The 18,879-nt window shown below is 63.9% G+C and carries 12 protein-coding genes and 1 pseudogene; 5 read left to right on the top strand and 8 right to left on the bottom strand.

Translation table 11 applies throughout. From position 1 onward, the window contains the following. Positions 1-70: 70 nt before the first annotated feature. From CO676_RS12520 to tesB, 4 genes are all read right to left on the bottom strand, one after another. On the bottom strand, positions 71-2,725 hold the full coding sequence (locus CO676_RS12520; protein ID WP_179875474.1) for a DNA translocase FtsK: 2,655 nt from the start codon (positions 2,723-2,725) through the stop codon (positions 71-73). Positions 2,726-3,063: 338 nt separating this feature from the next. Further along, positions 3,064-4,488, bottom strand: coding sequence for an ammonium transporter (locus tag CO676_RS12525; protein ID WP_014766400.1), 1,425 nt, complete (start codon positions 4,486-4,488; stop codon positions 3,064-3,066). A 27-nt stretch (positions 4,489-4,515) separates the two neighbouring features. Continuing rightward, complete coding sequence (locus CO676_RS12530; RefSeq protein WP_014766401.1) at positions 4,516-4,854, bottom strand: P-II family nitrogen regulator; 339 nt, start codon at positions 4,852-4,854, stop codon at positions 4,516-4,518. A 239-nt stretch (positions 4,855-5,093) separates the two neighbouring features. After that, positions 5,094-5,972: an acyl-CoA thioesterase II gene (gene tesB, locus CO676_RS12535; RefSeq protein ID WP_014766402.1), complete on the bottom strand. Its 879-nt coding sequence runs from the start codon at positions 5,970-5,972 to the stop codon at positions 5,094-5,096. Positions 5,973-6,039: 67 nt separating this feature from the next. Between tesB and CO676_RS12540 the strand changes: the two genes are divergently transcribed. Next, positions 6,040-7,275, top strand: coding sequence for a ubiquinone biosynthesis hydroxylase (locus CO676_RS12540; RefSeq protein ID WP_280952033.1), 1,236 nt, complete (start codon positions 6,040-6,042; stop codon positions 7,273-7,275). Between the two features lie 16 nt (positions 7,276-7,291). Here the strand turns inward: CO676_RS12540 and CO676_RS12545 are convergent, their stop codons facing one another. Continuing rightward, positions 7,292-8,485, bottom strand: coding sequence for an MFS transporter (locus tag CO676_RS12545; RefSeq protein ID WP_179875475.1), 1,194 nt, complete (start codon positions 8,483-8,485; stop codon positions 7,292-7,294). Between the two features lie 138 nt (positions 8,486-8,623). Then, positions 8,624-9,406, bottom strand: coding sequence for a DeoR/GlpR family DNA-binding transcription regulator (locus tag CO676_RS12550; RefSeq protein WP_097521382.1), 783 nt, complete (start codon positions 9,404-9,406; stop codon positions 8,624-8,626). Between the two features lie 266 nt (positions 9,407-9,672). Here CO676_RS12550 and CO676_RS12555 point away from each other — a divergent pair, with 266 nt between their 5' ends. The 3 genes from CO676_RS12555 (at position 9,673) to CO676_RS12565 (ending at position 12,223) form a co-directional block, all read left to right on the top strand. Continuing rightward, entirely contained in the window at positions 9,673-10,446 is a 774-nt protein-coding gene (locus CO676_RS12555; RefSeq protein WP_097521306.1) for an amino acid ABC transporter substrate-binding protein, read from the top strand. Positions 10,447-10,784: 338 nt separating this feature from the next. Further along, positions 10,785-11,465: an amino acid ABC transporter permease gene (locus tag CO676_RS12560; RefSeq protein ID WP_086018067.1), complete on the top strand. Its 681-nt coding sequence runs from the start codon at positions 10,785-10,787 to the stop codon at positions 11,463-11,465. Beyond that, positions 11,462-12,223 carry an amino acid ABC transporter ATP-binding protein gene (locus CO676_RS12565; RefSeq protein ID WP_014766408.1) on the top strand — a complete coding sequence of 254 codons (762 nt, stop codon included), beginning with the start codon at positions 11,462-11,464 and terminating at the stop codon, positions 12,221-12,223. The genes CO676_RS12560 and CO676_RS12565 overlap by 4 nt, the downstream gene beginning before the upstream one ends. A 156-nt stretch (positions 12,224-12,379) precedes the next feature. Here CO676_RS12565 and pyc read toward each other — a convergent pair whose 3' ends face one another. Together pyc and CO676_RS12575 are read right to left on the bottom strand one after the other, a co-directional pair. After that, positions 12,380-15,838: a pyruvate carboxylase gene (pyc, locus tag CO676_RS12570; protein WP_097521307.1), complete on the bottom strand. Its 3,459-nt coding sequence runs from the start codon at positions 15,836-15,838 to the stop codon at positions 12,380-12,382. Between the two features lie 129 nt (positions 15,839-15,967). Further along, a pseudogene (locus CO676_RS12575) lies at positions 15,968-16,709 on the bottom strand (LuxR family transcriptional regulator). Between the two features lie 369 nt (positions 16,710-17,078). On the opposite strand from CO676_RS12575, the gene CO676_RS12580 reads away from it, so the two are divergent. Further along, positions 17,079-18,836 carry a glucan ABC transporter ATP-binding protein/ permease gene (locus tag CO676_RS12580; protein ID WP_014766412.1) on the top strand — a complete coding sequence of 586 codons (1,758 nt, stop codon included), beginning with the start codon at positions 17,079-17,081 and terminating at the stop codon, positions 18,834-18,836. Positions 18,837-18,879 lie beyond the last annotated feature (43 nt).

Consider the following 18,879-nt stretch of genomic DNA (forward strand, 5'->3'; position numbering starts at 1 on the left):
CCTTCAAGGCGTTGTCCGGCACCGCGGCGCCCCCGCTCTCAAATGACCGTTACCGACCGGCTCTCCAGACTTACCGGCCCGTGATCTCCGCTTCGGTCGGCACCAGGATTTCCCGCTTGCCGGCGTGGTTGGCCGGTCCGATGATGCCCTCCTGCTCCATCCGCTCGATCAGCGATGCGGCCCTATTATAGCCGATGCCGAGACGCCGCTGCACGTAGGATGTCGATGCCTTGCCGTCGCGCAGCACGATCGTCACGGCCTGGTCGTAGGGGTCCTCGGAATCCGCAAGATTCGAGGTACCGGCCGGTCCGCCGCCTTCGTTCTCCTCGTCGTCGTCCTCGGTGATCGCGTCGAGATATTGCGGCACCCCTTGCGTCTTCAGATAGGCGACCACCTCTTCCACTTCCGTGTCGGAGACGAAGGGGCCGTGGACGCGCTGGATGCGGCCGCCGCCGGCCATGTAGAGCATGTCGCCCTGGCCGAGGAGCTGCTCGGCCCCCTGCTCGCCGAGGATGGTGCGGCTGTCGATCTTCGAGGTAACCTGGAAGGAGATGCGGGTCGGGAAGTTCGCCTTGATCGTGCCGGTGATGACGTCGACCGACGGGCGCTGCGTCGCCATGATGACGTGGATGCCGGCGGCGCGCGCCATCTGGGCGAGCCGCTGCACTGCACCTTCGATATCCTTGCCGGCGACCATCATCAGGTCGGCCATCTCGTCGATGATGACGACGATATAGGGCATCGGCGAGAGGTCGAACTCCTCGGTTTCGTAGACGGCCTCGCCGGTCTGGCGGTCGAAGCCGGTCTGGACGGTGCGGGTGATCGCCTCGCCCCTGGCAAGCGCCTGCTCGACGCGGGCGTTGAAGCCATCGATGTTGCGGACGCCGATCTTCGACATCTTCTTGTAGCGCTCTTCCATCTCGCGCACCGTCCATTTCAGCGCGACGACGGCCTTCTTCGGGTCGGTAACCACCGGCGAGAGCAGATGCGGGATGCCGTCATAGACGGAGAGCTCGAGCATCTTCGGGTCGATCATGATCAGCCGGCACTGATCGGGGGTGAGGCGATAGAGCAGCGACAGGATCATCGTGTTGATCGCCACCGACTTGCCCGAGCCGGTCGTGCCGGCGACGAGCAGATGCGGCATCTTGGCGAGGTCGGCGACGACCGCTTCGCCGCCGATCGTCTTGCCGAGTGCCATGGCGAGCTTCGTCTTGGTGGTCTCGAAGTCGCGCGAGCCGATCAGTTCGCGCAGATAAACCATTTCGCGCCGCTGGTTCGGCAGTTCGATGCCGATGGCGTTTCGGCCCGGCACCACGGCGACGCGGGCGGCGATGGCGCTCATCGAGCGGGCGATGTCGTCGGCAAGGCCGATGACGCGCGACGACTTGATGCCGGGCGCCGGCTCGAGTTCGTAGAGCGTCACGACCGGGCCGGGACGGACATGGATGATCTCGCCCTTAACGCCGAAATCCTCGAGCACGCCCTCGAGCATGCGGGCATTCTGCTCCAGCGCATCCGCCGACAGCGAGGCGTCGCGCGCGACATTCTTCGGCTCCGCGAGGAAATGGATCGGCGGCAGCGCGAAGTCGTCATCCTCGTCGACGAAGGAGCGCTGGGCCTCGCGTTCGATGCGCTGGCCGCTCTTCGGGCGCGGCGGCAGCGGGGCCACCCGCGAGCCGCCTATCGCGACCGTCGGCTTCGCGGGGGCAGGCCTCGGCGCCCAGTCGGCGGCAATGTCGTCCTCGTCGTCCGGCAGAATCCCGGCCGGGCGAGCCTCGTCGATGTCGAAGGGCGGGTCATTTTCATCGGCGACGATCGGCGGCGGCGTGACGATGCGGCGCTCGGCGCGATCGAGCGACGGTTCGATACGTGCGAGGCCGGCCTGCGCCTTCGGCCGGACCGGCTCGTTGAGCGTACCGAATTCGTCGTTGTTGAAATCATATGGTTCGTCGTACTGGCGTTTGGCGCGGCTGGCGCTCAGGCCGAAGGCGCGCCGCAGCCGGGCCTGCGCCGTGAAGCGCATATGGGCGAGCGAGCCCATCAGCAGGGTCAGCGGACCTTCGTCGTCGTCTTCCTCGAGTTCTTCGCGGATGGTGCGCGCCTTGCTGGGGACGGGCGCCGGTGCTTCCTCTTCCAGGTCCGTCTCGCTGACGCCGATCAGGCCGGCGCTGAAGATCAGCGCCCAGGCCGCCGGGGCGGCGAATAGGCAGGCGAGAACGGTCGCGAAGGTGCCGGTTGGGAACGTGCCGGTAAAGAGCGCCGGGAAACGCAGGATCATATCGCCGAAAACGCCGCCGAGACCATTTGGCAATGGCCAGGTGATCGGTGCCGGCACGCAGCTCAAGGCAGCGCCTGCCAGAGCCGACCCGACGAACCAGAGGCAGAGCCGCTTCACGATCTTGTCGAAGGGCTTGTTGCCGATCAGCACGAGGGCCCAGGCGACCGCCGGCAGCAGCGCCACGACGCTCGCCAGGCCGAAGAACTGCATGAAGATATCGGCAAAGGCGGCGCCGCCATAGCCGAGCAGGTTGGTCGGCTCGTCCGAGGTGGCATAGGAGAAGCTCGGATCGGCAACGTTCCAGGTCGACAGGGCGGCAACGGCGAGCGCCAGGGCGCCGAACAGCGCAAAGCCTGCCAGCGACGCGATCTGGCGCCAGAGGAAGGCGGTTAGCACGAACTGATTGGAACGGTTGTCAAGCGTTGCGGGGTTGCTTCTGCTCATGTTGCCTGCTGCCCGTTTCGATCCGCCGGAGCGCCACGCATCTTCCAAGTGAACGGTGGGAGCATTCCGGCCATTAGTTGCAGAGCATCCTTGCCGCCCTCCGAAGCCGGGGTGGACGCAGAATGCTCCGGGCACATTGCGTGCCATGGAATCAACCTACGCGGAGTAGGGTTAATGCGACATTAACCATGCGCGTGTGGAGCCGAAATACCGGTTGATGGGAGTGCCGAGGCAAAAAAAGCCCGGATCGCGGGGATCCGGGCGAAAGGCGATCCACGTAAAATGCGGATCGCGACGGGACTGACGGCGGCGCCGCCTACAGGCGGCGCCGCAATTGCTTAGCTGGTGTGGTAGGCCGCTTCGCCGTGCGAGGAGAGGTCGAGACCTTCGCGCTCCGCTTCGACCGAGACGCGCAGACCGACGATCGCATCGACCACCTTGAAGAGGATGAACGAGCCGATCCCGGACCAAACGACCGTGACGAGGACGCCCTTGAGCTGCGCCCAGACCTGGGTTGCCGTGCCGGCATAGCCGGCGGCGAAGTCAGCCGTGGAATAGTCGACGATGCCGGCGCCACCAAGGGCCGGATTGACGAGGATGCCGGTTCCGATCGCGCCGAGGATACCGCCGACGCCGTGAATGCCGAAGACGTCGAGGCTGTCGTCATAGTTGAACTTGTTTTTCACCACGTCCACGAAGAAGTAGCAGACCGGCGAGACGACGAGGCCGAGGACGATCGCGCCCATCGGACCGGCAAAACCGGCAGCCGGGGTAACGGCAACGAGACCGGCAACCGCACCCGAGGCGGCACCGAGCATCGAAGCCTTGCCGCGAACGAGCGTTTCAACCACCGCCCAGGAGACGATGGCGGCTGCGGTCGCCAGGAACGTGTTGATCATGGCGAGAGCGGCATAGGCATTGGCTTCGAGGTTCGAGCCGGCATTGAAGCCGAACCAGCCGACCCACAGCAGCGAGGCGCCGACCATGGTGAGCGTCATCGAATGCGGAGCCATGATCTCCCGCTTGTAGCCCGTGCGCTTGCCGAGCAGGATGGCGCCGACGAGGCCCGCGATACCCGCATTGATGTGGACGACGGTGCCGCCGGCGAAGTCGATCGCGCCGAAGGAGAAGATCAGGCCGGTCGGAGCCGTATAGGCGCTCGGACCACCCCAGAACCAGACCATGTGGGCGATCGGGAAGTAGACGAAGGTGACCCACAGGATGACGAACAGCATGACCGCCGAAAACTTGATGCGCTCGGCGAAGGCGCCGACGATCAGCGCCGGCGTGATGCAGGCGAAGGTCATCTGGAAGACGACGAAGACGTATTCGGGGATGAAGACGCCCTTCGAGAAGCTTTCCGCAAGCGTCGTCGTGTCGACGCCGGCCAGGAACATTTTCGAGAAGCCGCCGATGAAGGAGTTGAGCGAGCCGCCATCGGTGAAGGCCAGCGAATAGCCGTAGGTCACCCAGATGATCATCACGACGGCGGTGATCATCAGAACCTGCATCAGCACCGACAGCATGTTCTTGGCGCGCACCAGACCGCCATAGAAGAGCGCCAGACCGGGAACGGTCATCAGCAGGACCAGGATGGTCGACAGCAGCATCCAGGTGGTGTCGCCCTTGTCCGGAACCGGCGTTGCTGCAACGGCCTCGGCAGCGGCAGGCGCCGTCTCCTGGGCGAAAGCAACGACCGGCGCGAGCAAGGCGGCAGCGGTGGCGCCCACGCGTCGAAGAGAGGTGGAAAGGTTGAATGACATCGAAAAAAGCTCCCTGATCGGCGCTGCTTACAACGCTTCTGAATCCGTTTCGCCGGTGCGGATGCGCACGGCGTGGTCAATCGAATAGACGAAGATCTTGCCGTCGCCGATCTGGCCGGTCTTGGCAGCCGAGGCGATCGCGTCGACGGCCTTGTCGACGATCTCCGACGGAACCGCGATTTCGATCTTCAGCTTCGGCAGGAAGCTCACGGCATACTCGGTGCCACGGTAGATTTCGGTGTGCCCCTTTTGGCGGCCGTATCCCTTCACTTCGGTTACGGTTAAGCCCTGTATGCCTACGGCGGTCAGGGCTTCGCGGACCTCATCGAGCTTGAACGGCTTGATAATTGCCATCACAATTTTCATCGGCTTCCCATCCTTGTCTGCCTCCGGCCGGAGGCCGTCTCTCCTTGCTGCTTAAGCGCCGAAGCGCTGGGCAACTGAAAAGTCACATTCAAGGGGCGTGCCAGATTCGATTGAGCGGGCACAAACTCGGGAAAAGACACGAAAAAACCACTTTTCGCCCGGCTTCAGGCGCGAAGTGCCAAAAAAGTCGCCAGCAAATCCGCCTAATAGATAAGCAATTTTTAAAAATTGACCATTTTTTACTCAGTTGCCTTTTTGCGGATCAGGCCCTCCTGCGCCACGGAAGCGATCAGCACGCCCGAGCGATCGAACAGGCTACCGCGCGTCATGCCGCGCGCGCCATGCGCGCTCGGGCTGTCCTGCGTGTAGAGCAGCCAGTCGTCCATCTTGGACGGACGATGGAACCACATGGCGTGGTCGAGGCTGGCGACCTGGAGCGTCCGGTCGAAGACGGAGGTGCCGTGCGCGTAAAGCGATGTGTCGAGCAGGGTCATGTCGGAGAGATAGGCAAGGACGGCGGCCTGCAGATGGCGCTCGTCCGGCACCTTGCCGACCGCCTTCACCCAGACGTCCTGCCGCGGGGCGGCCTTGTCGCGCGCAAAATAGTGCTCCAACGAGGCGGGCCGGATCTCGATCGGCCGCGGCCGCTCCCAATAGCGGCGGATCGCCTCGGGCGCATGGACGAGGAACTTTTCGCGCAATTCCTGTTCGCCCGGCAGGGTTTCCGGCATGGGGATTTCCGGCATGTCGAACTGATGGTCGAAACCGTCCTCGTCAAACTGGAACGAGGCCGACATGGAGAAGATCGCCTTGCCGTGCTGGATTGCCACGACGCGCCGGGTGGCGAAGCTCGATCCGTCGCGGATGCGGTCGACCTCGTAGATGATCGGGACGGTGGGATCGCCCGGCCTGAGGAAATAGGCATGCAGCGAATGGACGTAGCGGCCTGCGTCGACGGTGCGTTGCGCGGCCACCAGCGCCTGGCCGATCACCTGGCCGCCGAACACGCGCTGCCAGCCGACCTGGGGGCTGAGGCCTCGGAACAGATTCACTTCGAGCTTTTCGAGATCGAGTATAGCAAGAAGGGCATCCATGGGGGTTTCGGTAGGGCGCGACATTTTCGGCGGTCTCCGATGGTAGGAACGGCGATGGCATTGATCTATATACGCATGGAACGATGCTCAAGTGCGACGGGAGAGAGGCGGGATGATCGATGTACTGATTGCCGGAGGCGGCTATGTCGGCCTGTCACTCGCCGTATCGCTGAAGAAAGCGGCTCCCCATCTTCAAGTGACGGTCGTCGACGGTGCGCCAGAAGGCGCGTGGAAAAAGGACGAGCGGGCCTCCGCCGTCGCCCTTGCGGCCGAGCGCATGCTCGATGTTCTGGGGGTCTGGAGCGCGATCGTGCCTGAGGCCGAACCGATTCTCAGGATGGTGATCACCGATTCGAAGACGGTCGATCCCGTCCGCCCGGTGTTCCTGACATTCGAAGGCGACGGCGGCGAGGGGCGTCCCTTCGCGCATATGGTGCCGAACACCGCCCTGGTCGGCGCCTTGCGCGAGGCCTGCCGGGAACTCGGCGTCGCCATCCGGCAGTCGGCTATGGTCGAAAGCTTCAAGAGTGGCGACCACGCCGTTGCCGTGACGCTCGCCGGCGGCGAGGCACTGGAGGCTCGGCTGCTGGTCGCCTGCGACGGCGTCCGCTCGAAGTTGCGCGAGGCGGCGGGCATCAAGGTCGTCGAGTTCGATTACGGCCAGTCGGGCATCGTGACGACGGTCGAGCACGAGCGTCCGCATGGCGGCACGGCAGAGGAGCATTTCATGCCGGCAGGTCCCTTTGCCACGCTGCCGCTCAAGAACAACCGTTCGTCGCTCGTCTGGACCGAGAGCACGTACGACGCCGAGCGTCTGGTCAAGGAGGATGATTTTATTTTCGAGGAGGAGCTGGAGCGCCGCTTCGGCCACAGGCTCGGCCATCTCAAGGTGGTCGGCGGCCGCAGGGCCTTTCCGCTCGGACTGACGCTGGCGCGCGATTTCGTAGCACCCCGCTTCGCGCTGGCAGGTGATGCCGCCCACGGCATCCACCCGATCTCGGGCCAGGGCCTCAATCTCGGCTTCAAGGACGTGGCCGCACTTGCCGAGACGATCGTCGAGGCGGATCGCCTCGGCCTCGACATCGGCTCGCTTGCCATCCTCGAACGCTACCAGCTCTGGCGGCGTTTCGACACGTTCCGCATGGGTGTGACGACGGATGTCCTGAACCGGCTGTTCTCCAACGACATCACGCCGGTGAGGGTCATCCGCGACATCGGGCTCGGCCTCGTCGACCGCCTGCCGTCGCTCAAAAATTTCTTCATTCGCCAGGCGGCCAGTGTTGCCGGCGAAGCGGACCCACGCCTGCTTTCCGGCCAGCCGATCTGACCGTGCACGGACAATACTAATCCCGCCCCTTGTGATCCGCATGAACGGCGTGGTGCGACAGGAGAAGCACGACGATGAAGAGAACGGGCAGCGATGCGAAGATGACGGCAAAGCCGCTGTGCTCGGCAATGAAGCCGATCAGCGACGGCGCGAACAGCATGCCGGAATAGCCCATCGTTGTCGCGACCGCGAGGCCGATGCCCGGCTGCAGGCCCGGCATGTTGCCGCCGGCCGAAAAGGCGATCGGCACCATGTTCGAAATGCCGATGCCGGCGACGGCAAATCCGAGCACCGCCATGGCCGCGTTCGGCGCAAGCCCCGCCAGAACCATGCCGACGAGGGCCGTGACCGTGCAGATGCGCAGCGTCGTCGTCGCGCCGAAGCGATCGCGCACGTGATCGCCGGCAAAACGCATCGCCGCCATGGTCGCCGAGAAGGCGGCAAAGCCGAAGCCCGAGAGCTCGACCGAGGCGCCGAGCTCGTTGCGGAGATAGAGCGCTCCCCAGTCGAGCACGGCCCCTTCCGGCACCATCGAGAACAGCGCCATCAGGCCGACAAGCCAAGGCAGCGGCGTCAACGGCAGCTTGAGCTTCTCCTTGGCTGCCGCGGGATGCGGCTGGTCCGCAAGGATCATCGGCCAGGCGACCGCAAGGATCGCGGCGCAGAGGCCGGTCACCAGGATGGCATGCGGCAGCACTCCGACGCGCGCCATCAGGAAGCCGCCGATGCCGGCGCCGATCAGCCCGCCGAGGCTCCAATAGGCGTGGCAGGAGGACATGATAGCGCGGCGCATCGATTTCTCGACCTCGACGGCATTGGCGTTCATCGCCACATCCATGGCGCCGACGAAGCCGCCGAGCAGGAACATGCCGATCGCCGCCGTCCAGACATCCGGCAACAGCGTCAGGACGAGGAGCAGGGGCGAGAGGATGATCGCCGTGGTCTTGGCCACCTTCTCGGAGCCGATGCGGGCAATATAGCCGCCGGCGATCGGCATCAGCACCAGCGAGCCGATGCCGAACACCAGGATCAAGAGGCCGAGGACGCTCTCGCCGATCCCGAGTCGATCCTTGAATTCGGGAATTTTCGGCGCCCAGCTTCCGGTTATGAAGCCGTTCATCAAGAACAGCAGAGAGACGGCAAGCCGGTTCTTCGACATATAGCCCTGCCGGACTGCCGCCTTCGGGGCATTCTCTGTGCGCTGATCCATTTTGATCTTCCTGTTCGCCGATCCCGGCTCAAATGGTGGTTTCGATAAGGTTGCCGTCGGGGTCGCGGGGTACGGCTTCGTCGACCCGGAAGGCGATCCGATCGCAATTCCTTGTCCAGAGGGCGACATGCACGATGCTCATCCGGCGCTCCCCTTCACAAGAACGACGCTGGCACCCTGTGCGGTGAATGCCGCGATATATGCCTCCGGGGCGCCCGCTTCGAGAACCAGCGTCGAAACCCCGTCGATGCCGATCACCGCATAGGGCGCGGCTGTGCCGAGTTTGTCGGTGGTGACGGCGACGACAACCGAGCGGCTGCGCGCGGCGATCAGTCGCTTGAATTCCGCGTCCTCGAAGTGGATGGCAGTGAGCCCGGCATCGGCATCGGCGCCGCAGGTGCCGAGGATGCATAGGTCGGGACGCATGAGAGCGGCATCGCGCTGCGCCCGCGCCCCGATCGCAGCGCCGACGGCGCGATCGAGCGCACCGCCGATCAGGATGACGTCGAGCCCCGGCTTCTCCAACAGCGCGGAGGCGATCAGCGGCGTGTTGGTGACGATCGTCGCCGAAAGGCCCGGCTCGATGGTCTGCGCAATTGCCAGATTGGTCGAGCCCGCATCGAGAAACACCGTCATGCCGTGCCGAATGAAGCCGACCGACGCCCGGGCCAGCGCCGCTTTGCTTTCCGGGGCAAGCGCGGCCCTCTCGCTCAAGGAGCCCGCATCCGGCGCAATCGGCAGGGCGCCGCCATAGACGCGCTCGCAGAGGCCCGCCGCGGCCATCTCGCGCAGGTCCCGCCGGATCGTGTCTTCGGAAACATTGAACTCGCGCGCCAGATCGGCGGCGAGAACGCGGCCATCGGTCCTCAGGCGTTCCCGGATCAGGGATTTTCTTTCGCGCAGCAGCAGTTCGATCGACATTTTCCAAAATCGTGCATAAACGTGCATGAATCGATGAGAACGTGTACCACCCTCGCATGGCGATTTCAACCGGGGATCGATCGGAACAGGCAAGCAGTTTGGAGGTTGTTATGGCGGCCGTTCCGATCGGGTCGGTTCGCTTGAGAAAATATTCTCTCGAAACAGCCGGGAATTGGTCTTTTATGCGCTCAGGCGCTTCGGAATTTGTGCGAGTCTCGGCGCAATCCGGATGACGGGCCGGAGAACAGAAAGATGGAAACAGAACAATGAAACTCCTTCCGACACTTTTCGCAGCCGCGCTTCTGCAACTGGCCGCCTTTGCGCCTGCCGAAGCGGGCTCGAACCTCGACGATATCAAATCGACCGGCGTGCTGAAGATCGGTACCGAGGGCACCTATGCCCCTTTCACCTATCACGATGCCAACGGCGCGCTCGTCGGTTTCGACGTGGAGATCGGCCAGGCAGTCGCCCAGCGCCTCGGCGTCAAGGCAGAGTTCCTGGAAGGCAAATGGGACGGGCTGATCGCCGGCCTCGATGCCAACCGTTACGACACCGTCATCAACCAGGTCGGCATCACCGAGGAGCGCAGGAAGAAGTACGATTTCTCCGAGCCCTACATCGCTTCCAAGGCGGTGCTGATCGTCAAGGGCGACAACGAGGAGATCAAGGACTTCGCCGACTTGAAAGGCAAGAGATCCGCCCAGTCGCTGACCAGCAATTTCGGCAAGCTTGCCGAATCCTCCGGCGCCGAGCTCGTCGGCACCGACGGCTTCGACCAATCGATTCAGCTCGTCCTGACCGGCCGCGCCGACGCGACGATCAACGACAGCCTCTCCTTCCTCGATTTCAAGAAGCAGAAGCCGGACGCCAACGTGAAGATCGCCGCAGAGAAATCCGACGCCGACTATTCCGGCATCATCCTGCGCAAGAACGAGCCGGAACTGCTTGCCGCGATCAACAAGGCGCTGGCCGAAATCAAGGCCGACGGTACCTACGAGAAGATCTCGCAGAAATATTTCGGCGCCGACGTTTCGAAATAGCGTCTGTGGAGAGGCCGGCGACTGACCCCTCTCAACCCTCCCCACAAGGAGGAGGGCTTTAACCCTGCCGCGGCGCCGAGCTCTACACGAAGCCTCTGCATCCTGCACAAGGTCCAGCCGCCGAAGGCAGGCGCGACAAGCGAAGCGTCGAAAGAGGGACGCAACGGATTCGGAGCCTCTCATCCCTCCCCCCTGTGGGGAGGGTGGCCCGTAGGGCCAGAAGGAGTTCTTACGGAACAGTTATACGGATGCGGGCCTCACCGCTTTCCCCATTCCGCTCCATGAATTACGATCCGTTCCGGCCCCGGAGCGGATCGCGCGTTTTGAAAGGCTTTCCCTTGCCAAATTGGTTGAACCTCATGGCGGAATCGCTGCCGACCCTGCTCTGGGCCGGGTTGATTTTCACCATCCCGCTGACCCTGCTTTCCTTCATTCTCGGCCTGCTGCTCGGCCTCGTCACCGCCATCGCCCGGCTTTTCGCGCCGGCACCCTTCGTCGCCGTGGCGCGTTTCTATGTTTGGGTGATCCGCGGCACACCGCTGCTCGTCCAGCTTTTCGTCATCTTCTACGGCCTGCCGAGCATGGGCATTTTGCTCGATGCCTTCCCGGCAGCCCTCATCGGTTTCACGCTGAACATCGGCGCCTATACGTCCGAGATCATTCGCGCCGTCATCTCCTCCGTGCCGCGCGGCCAGTGGGAAGCCGCCTATTCAATCGGCATGAGCTGGAGCCAGGCGATGCGCCGCACCATTCTGCCGCAGGCCGGCCGGGTGGCCGTGCCGCCGCTGTCGAACACCTTCATCTCGCTGGTGAAAGACACGTCGCTTGCCGCGGCGATCACCGTGCCGGAGCTGTTCCAGACGGCGCAACGCATCGTCGCCACCACCTATGAGCCGTTGATCCTCTATATCGAGGCGGCGCTGATCTATCTCGCCATGAGCTCCGTGCTTTCGGCCCTGCAGGTGAAGCTCGAGAAACGCTTCGCCCGCTATGGCGGCTTCCTGGAGGCACGCGCATGATCGAGCTTACGCATATCGTCAAGCGCTTCGGCACCAATACGGTCCTGAACGGCATCAGTGTCACGCTGGCGGAAGGCACCGTTACGGCGCTCGTCGGTCCGTCGGGCGGCGGCAAGAGCACGCTGTTGCGCTGCGTCAATCTCTTGGAAGTCCCGACCAGCGGCGCGATCCGCCTCGGGGAGGAGCAGCTCGAATTTTCCCCCGGCCGCAAGGTCGGCTGGCAGGCGATCCAGCGGCTGCGACGGCAGACCGGCATGGTGTTCCAGAACTTCCAGCTCTTTCCGCACCAGACCGCGCTCGGCAATGTGATGGAAGGCCTCGTCACCGTCCTCAAATGGCCGGCCGACCGGGCCCGTGCCCGCGCGCTTGAACTGCTGGAGAAGGTCGGCATGGCCCACAAGGCCGATGCCTGGCCGGCGACCCTTTCCGGCGGCCAGCAGCAGCGCGTGGCGATCGCCCGCGCGCTTGCACCGTCCCCACGCGTCCTCTTGTGCGACGAGCCGACCTCGGCGCTCGATCCGGAACTCGCCGAGGAAGTTGTCGAGGTGCTCAGCCGTCTCGCGCGCGAAGGCACGACGATGATCATGGCCACCCACGACCTGCGCCTTGCCTCCCGCGTCGCCGATCACGTGGTCTTCCTCGACGCCGGCGTCGTCGTCGAAAGCGGTCCGCCGCGCAAGATTTTTTCAACGCCCGAGCGGGAGCGGACCAAGCGGTTCATCGCGTCGCTGAGTGCGCCGATGAGCTATGATATTTGAGCAACCTCCGGACAAGCAGGCGGACTGATACTACCACGGATGCTGTGAATAGCCGCGGGGATGGGCGGCGATGCTACAGCAGGCCTGGCGTCGCTTCATTTCGCACTACGAATACGGCCGCAACGTTCCGGCCGTATGGACTAGGGTCTTGTACCTTCAAGCACCAAACACGATCAGCAGATCCTTGGCGTCGATCTGGTCGCCGGCCCTGACCAGCACCTCGGCGATCGTGCCGTCCCTCTCGGCGTGCAGCGCCGTCTCCATCTTCATCGCCTCGATGGAGAGCAGCACGTCGCCGGCCTTGACCGGCTGGCCGGGATGGACGGCAACCGTCGAGATGACGCCCGGCATCGGCGCGCCGAGCTGGGCGGCGTTGCCGGCCTCGGCCTTGCGGCGAATGGCGGCGGAAGCGCCGCGGTTGCGGTCCGGCACCTTGATCGACCGCGGCTGGCCGTTCAATTCGAAGAACATCTTGACCATGCCCTTCTCGTCGATCTCGCCTTGGGCCTGGTTGAGGATCACCAGCGTCTTGCCCTTCTCGATATCGGCGAACAGTTCCTCCCCCGGCGCCATGCCGTAGAAATAGGCCGGCGTCGGCAGCACGCTGACCGGACCATAGGTCTCGCAAGCGATCGCATAGTCGGTGAAGACCTTCGGATACATCAGATAGGAAGCGAACTCGAAATCATCGAGCTCACGGCCGAGTTTCTCCTCGATGCTCTTACGCTCCGCGTCGAGATCGGCCGGCGGCAGCAGCGAGCCCGGTACGGCCGTATAGGGCTCTTCGCCCTTCAGCGCCTTCTTTTGCAACCCTTCCGGCCAGCCGCCCGGCGGCTGACCGAGATCGCCCTTGAGCATCGATACGACCGAGTCCGGGAAGGAGACGTCCTTGGCCGGGTTCCCGACATCGGCGACCGTCAGGTCCTGCGAGACCATCATCAGCGCCATGTCGCCGACCACCTTGGAGGACGGCGTCACCTTGACGATATCGCCGAACATCCGGTTGGCGTCGGCATAGGCCTGCGCCACCTCGTGCCAGCGGGTCTCGAGGCCGAGCGAGCGGGCCTGCTCCTTGAGGTTGGTGAACTGGCCGCCCGGCATCTCGTGCAGGTAGACTTCCGAGGCCGGTCCCTTGAGGTCGCTCTCGAAGGCCGCGTATTGATGGCGCACCGCCTCCCAGTAGAAGGAGATGCGGCGGATCCATTCCGGATTCAGGCCGGGGTCGCGCTCGGTGCCGGCCAGCGCCTCGACGATGGAGCCGAGGCAGGGCTGCGAGGTGTTGCCGGACAGCGCATCCATCGCCGCATCGACGATGTCGACGCCGGATTCGACCGCCGCCAGCACGGTCGCCGCGGCGATGCCCGAGGTGTCGTGGGTATGGAAATGGATCGGCAGGTCGGTCGATGCCTTCAGCGCCTTGAACAGCACCCGTGCGGCGGCCGGCTTCAATAGTCCGGCCATGTCCTTGACGGCGATGATATGGGCGCCGGCCTTTTCCAGTTCAGCGGCCAGCGCCGTGTAGTATTTCAGGTCGTATTTCGGCCGGGCGGAATTCAGGATGTCGCCGGTGTAGCAGATCGCCGCCTCGCAGATCTTGTTCTCTTGCGCCACAGCATCCATCGCAACGCGCATGTTTTCGACCCAGTTCAGGCAGTCGAAGACGCGGAACACGTCGATGCCGCCCTTGGCCGCTTGTGCGACGAAGTATTTGACGACATTGTCCGGATAGTTCTTGTAGCCGACGCCGTTGGCGCCGCGCAGCAGCATCTGCAGAAGCAGGTTCGGCGCGTCCTCGCGCACCATCGCCAGCCGCTCCCACGGATCCTCGGTCAGGAAGCGCATCGACACGTCGAAGGTGGCCCCGCCCCAGCATTCGAGCGAGAAGAGATTGGGCAGCGCCCGGGCATAGGTGCCGGCGATCCGGGCGATGTCATAGGTGCGCATGCGGGTGGCAAGCAGCGACTGGTGGCCGTCGCGCATCGTCGTGTCGGTGATCAGCACCTCAGGCTGCGCCTTCACCCATTCGGCGAACTTCTTCGGACCAAGCTCATCGAGCCGCTGCTTGGTGCCGGGCTTCGCCTCACCATTGATGAACGGCACGACTGGAGCGGCGATGTCGTCGTTGGGCTTCGGCCGGCCCTTCGCCTCCGGATGGCCGTTGACGGTGACGTCGGCGAGATAGGTCAACAGCTTGGTGGCGCGGTCCTGGCGCTTCACCTGCTGGAACAGTTCCGGCGTCGTGTCGATGAAGCGGGTCGTGTAGCTGTTGTCGTGGAACTGCGGGTGGCCGATGATCGCCTCGAGGAAGGTGAGATTGGTCGCGACGCCGCGGATGCGGAATTCGCGTAGCGCCCGGTTCATGCGGCGGATCGCCTCGTCCGGCGTCGGCGCCCAGGCGGTGACCTTCTCCAGCAGCGGATCGTAATAGCGGGTGATGATCGCGCCGGAATAGGCGGTGCCACCGTCGAGCCTTATGCCGAAGCCGGTGGCGCCGCGATAGGCGGTGATGCGGCCATAGTCCGGAATGAAGTTCTGCTCCGGGTCCTCGGTGGTGATGCGGCACTGCAGGGCGTGGCCGTTGAGGCGGATGTCCGCCTGCTTCGGCACGCCCGACTCCGGCGTACCGATGGCAAAGCCGTCGAGGATGTGGATCTGCGCCTTGACGATATCGATGCCGGTGACCACCTCGGTCACCGTGTGCTCGACCTGGATGCGCGGATTCACTTCGATGAAGTAGAACTTGCCGGTGTCGGCATCCATCAGATACTCGACGGTGCCGGCGCCGATATAGTTGGTCGCCTGAGCGATCTTCAGCGAATAGTCGGCAAGCTCCTGCCGCTGCGCCTCGTTGAGATAGGGCGCCGGCGCGCGCTCGACGACCTTCTGGTTGCGCCGCTGGATCGAGCAGTCGCGCTCGAACAGATGCACGACATTGCCGTGCGTGTCGCCGAGAATCTGGCTTTCGACATGGCGGGCCCGCTCGACGAGCTTTTCGAGATAGACCTCGTCCTTGCCGAAGGCGGCCTTCGCCTCGCGCTTCGCCTCGGTCACCTCGCGGATCAGGTCCTTCGGGTCGCGGATCGCCCGCATGCCGCGGCCGCCGCCGCCCCAGGAAGCCTTCAACATCACCGGATAGCCGATCTCGTCGGCGAGCCGCTTGATCTCGGCCGGGTCGTCCGGCAGCGGCTCGGTCGCCGGCACGACCGGCACGCCGATCGAGATCGCCAGGTTGCGGGCCGCCACCTTGTTGCCGAGCTGGCGCATCGTTTCCGGCTTCGGGCCGATGAAGGTGATGCCGTTCTCGGCGCAGGCCTCGGCGAATTCCGGACTTTCCGACAGCAGTCCGTAGCCCGGATGGATGGCGTCTGCGCCCGACAGCTTGGCGACGCGGATCACCTCGTCGATCGAAAGATAGCTCTCGATCGGTCCGAGGTCGCGGGGCAGATGCGGACCGCGGCCGACCTGATAGCTCTCGTCCGCCTTGAAGCGGTGCAGCGCCAGCTTGTCCTCCTCAGCCCATATCGCGACCGTTTCAAGCCCCAGCTCGTTGGCCGCGCGGAAGACGCGGATGGCGATTTCGGATCGGTTGGCAACAAGGATCTTTGAGATGGACAAGTCGGACTCCTCAATAGACTTGAAAACGCGGGAATGCTGCACCCGCGAAATGAACTATTAGCGAGTCAAGGAATGAAGTGCAATTTCAGATGCGACACGAAGCCTAACCCATTGGGTCAGGACGGCCCCCTAGGAGATCAATCCAAGGCGGAAGGCAATGGGCCACGGCGTGGTGCCGGTTCTTCGCCTTCAGCTTTTCCTGGATGCCGTTCATGTACCAGTCGACCGTATGGCTCGAAATGTCGAGCACCTTGCCAATGTCGTTCGAGGTCATGCCGTCGGCGAGATAGTTCAGCGCTTCCATCTCGCGCCGGGTCATCTGGACTTCGACGCGCGAGACGAGCTCTGCCATGATTTCCGGATCGGTGAGTTCGAGCAGCTTCCAGAACAGCCGCTTGGCGATCGCGTCGAAGAGGCTCAGTTCCACCGGGCTCAAGTCGACCACACGGCCGCCGACGGTCAAATTGCCCATCAGCCCGCGCCGGCCATGCACCGGAAAGATGTAGCCGTCGAAGAGCCCGTGATTGCGCGCCTCGATCATCATGCTTTCCATGCGCTTGCGGTGCGGGTCGGAGCGGAAGGCGACGAGCGTGTCGCGCCAGCGGAAGCCGCGCTGGGCGTGGCCGAGATAGCGGATCGTCGGGTCGATGACGACGTATTTCTTGCGGATGTAGATCTGCGGCCAGCCGTCGGGCCAGCGCCCGGCGAGCAAGAGCCTCAACGGGTTCTCGTGCGGTTTGGGCTGGCGTATGAGGCCGTAGAAATCGAAGCCGCAGCGATCGAGCAGCCGCTCGAACTCGGGCAGGATCTCCTCGCGTGTCTTCATCTCTTCCAGAAGCGCCAGAAACTGTACGAGCAACGTTATATTCATTGAACACCTTGAGGTCGGAACGGGCAGCGAGCGCTTGCGAAGTCTTCTATGAACGCGCCGTTCAGAAGCCATTCATGTTGCAACCGCGATAATTCTTCTTATCACGCCCGGTCCTGTACGAAACCTGCAAAAAATCGGAGTCGTGGCAAGAGATTGCGAACGATGGATCGTCCACCAAATCCTCCCTTGGACCCGGATGATCAAGCCGTCTGATTTGCCCGCTTCGGGTTTTCCGCAGGTTTTTCTCAGGGCCGTCTCGCGCGGCTTTGTCGGTCCAGCAGGGCAATCCTGCGTTGATCGACAAAGGCGCAACGCCTCGCCGCACTGCTGTTGCGGCGGAAAAATCCGATGCCCAGAAGGGGTGAGACAGTGTCTTTATTCCAGGTGTATGCAAGAGCGCTTCAGTATCTTGCTGTCCACAAAATCCGTGTCGGGGCGATCGTCATCGCCAATATCGTCCTGGCTGCCATCACGATTGCCGAACCCATCCTCTTCGGCCGTATCATCGACGCGATCTCGTCGCAGAAGGACGTCGCGCCGATGCTGCTCCTGTGGGCCGGCTTCGGTGTCTTCAACACGATCGCCTTCGTGCTCGTCTCCCGCGAGGCCGACCGTCTTGCGCATGGCCGTCGGGCGACGCTCCTGACGGAAGCCTTCGGCCGGATCGTCTCCATGCCGCTCTCCTGGCATAGCCAGCGAGGCACCTCGAACGCGCTGCACACGCTGCTGCGCGCCTGCGAGACGCTCTTCGGGCTATGGCTCGAATTCATGCGCCAGCACCTCGCGACCGCCGTAGCACTCGTCCTGCTGGTGCCGACCGCCTTCGCCATGGACTTCCGCCTGTCGATGGTGCTCGTCGTGCTTGGCGCGGCCTATGTGCTGATCAGCAAGGCCGTGATGAGTCGCACCAAGGACGGCCAGGCCTTGGTCGAGAACCACTACCACACGGTCTTCTCGCATGTCTCCGACGCGATCAGCAACGTCTCGGTGGTTCACAGCTACAACCGTATCGAAGCGGAAACGCGCGAACTGAAGAAGTTCGCCGAGCGGCTTCTCTCCGCCCAGTATCCGGTGCTCGACTGGTGGGCGCTGGCGAGCGCGCTCAACCGCATCGCCTCGACCATTTCGATGATGGCGATCCTCGTCATCGGTACGATCCTGGTGCAGCGCGGCGAGCTCGGCGTTGGCGAGGTGATCGCCTTCATCGGCTTCGCCAACCTCCTGATCGGCCGTCTCGACCAGATGAAGGCCTTCGTGACGCAGATCTTCGAGGCGCGCGCCAAGCTCGAGGACTTCTACAAGCTCGAGGATGCGGTGCGTGAACGCGAGGAGCCGGCCGGCGCCAAGGAACTCACCGGCGTCGTCGGCGAAGTGCAGTTCCGCGACGTCTCCTTCGACTTCGCCAATTCCGCCCAGGGCGTGCGCAACGTCTCGTTCACAGCCAAGGCCGGCCAGACGATCGCCATCGTCGGCCCGACCGGCGCCGGCAAGACGACGCTCGTCAACCTGTTGCAGCGGGTCCATGAGCCGAAGCACGGCCAAATCCTGATCGACGGCGTCGATATCTCGACCGTAACGCGCAAGTCGCTGCGCCGCTCGATCGCCACCGTCTTCCAGGATGCCGGCCTGATGAACCGCTCGATCGGCGACAACATCCGGCTCGGCCGCGAGGATGCTACGCTGGAAGAGATCATGGGCGCCGCCGAAGCCGCCGCCGCAAGCGACTTCATCGAAGGCCGCCTCAACGGCTACGACACGATGGTCGGCGAACGCGGCAACCGGCTCTCGGGCGGCGAACGCCAGCGGATCGCCATTGCCCGCGCCATCCTCAAGAACTCCCCGATCCTCGTGCTCGACGAGGCGACCAGTGCGCTCGACGTCGAAACCGAGGCACGCGTCAAGGAAGCGATCGATGCGCTGCGGAAGGACCGCACGACCTTCATCATCGCCCACCGCCTGTCGACGGTGCGCGAGGCGGACCTGGTGATTTTCATGGATCACGGCCGGGTCGTCGAGATGGGCGGCTTCAGCGAACTCAGCCAGAGCAACGGTCGCTTCGCCGCCCTTCTGCGCGCCAGCGGTATTCTGACGGACGAAGATGTCCGCAAGAGCCTCACGGCGGCGTGACCTCTATCGCCTCATTGGCACGAAACGACAATGCCCCGGAGCT

Source organism: Sinorhizobium sp. BJ1 (assembly GCF_002531555.1).
In the GTDB taxonomy this organism is placed as follows: Bacteria; Pseudomonadota; Alphaproteobacteria; order Rhizobiales; family Rhizobiaceae; genus Sinorhizobium; species Sinorhizobium fredii_B.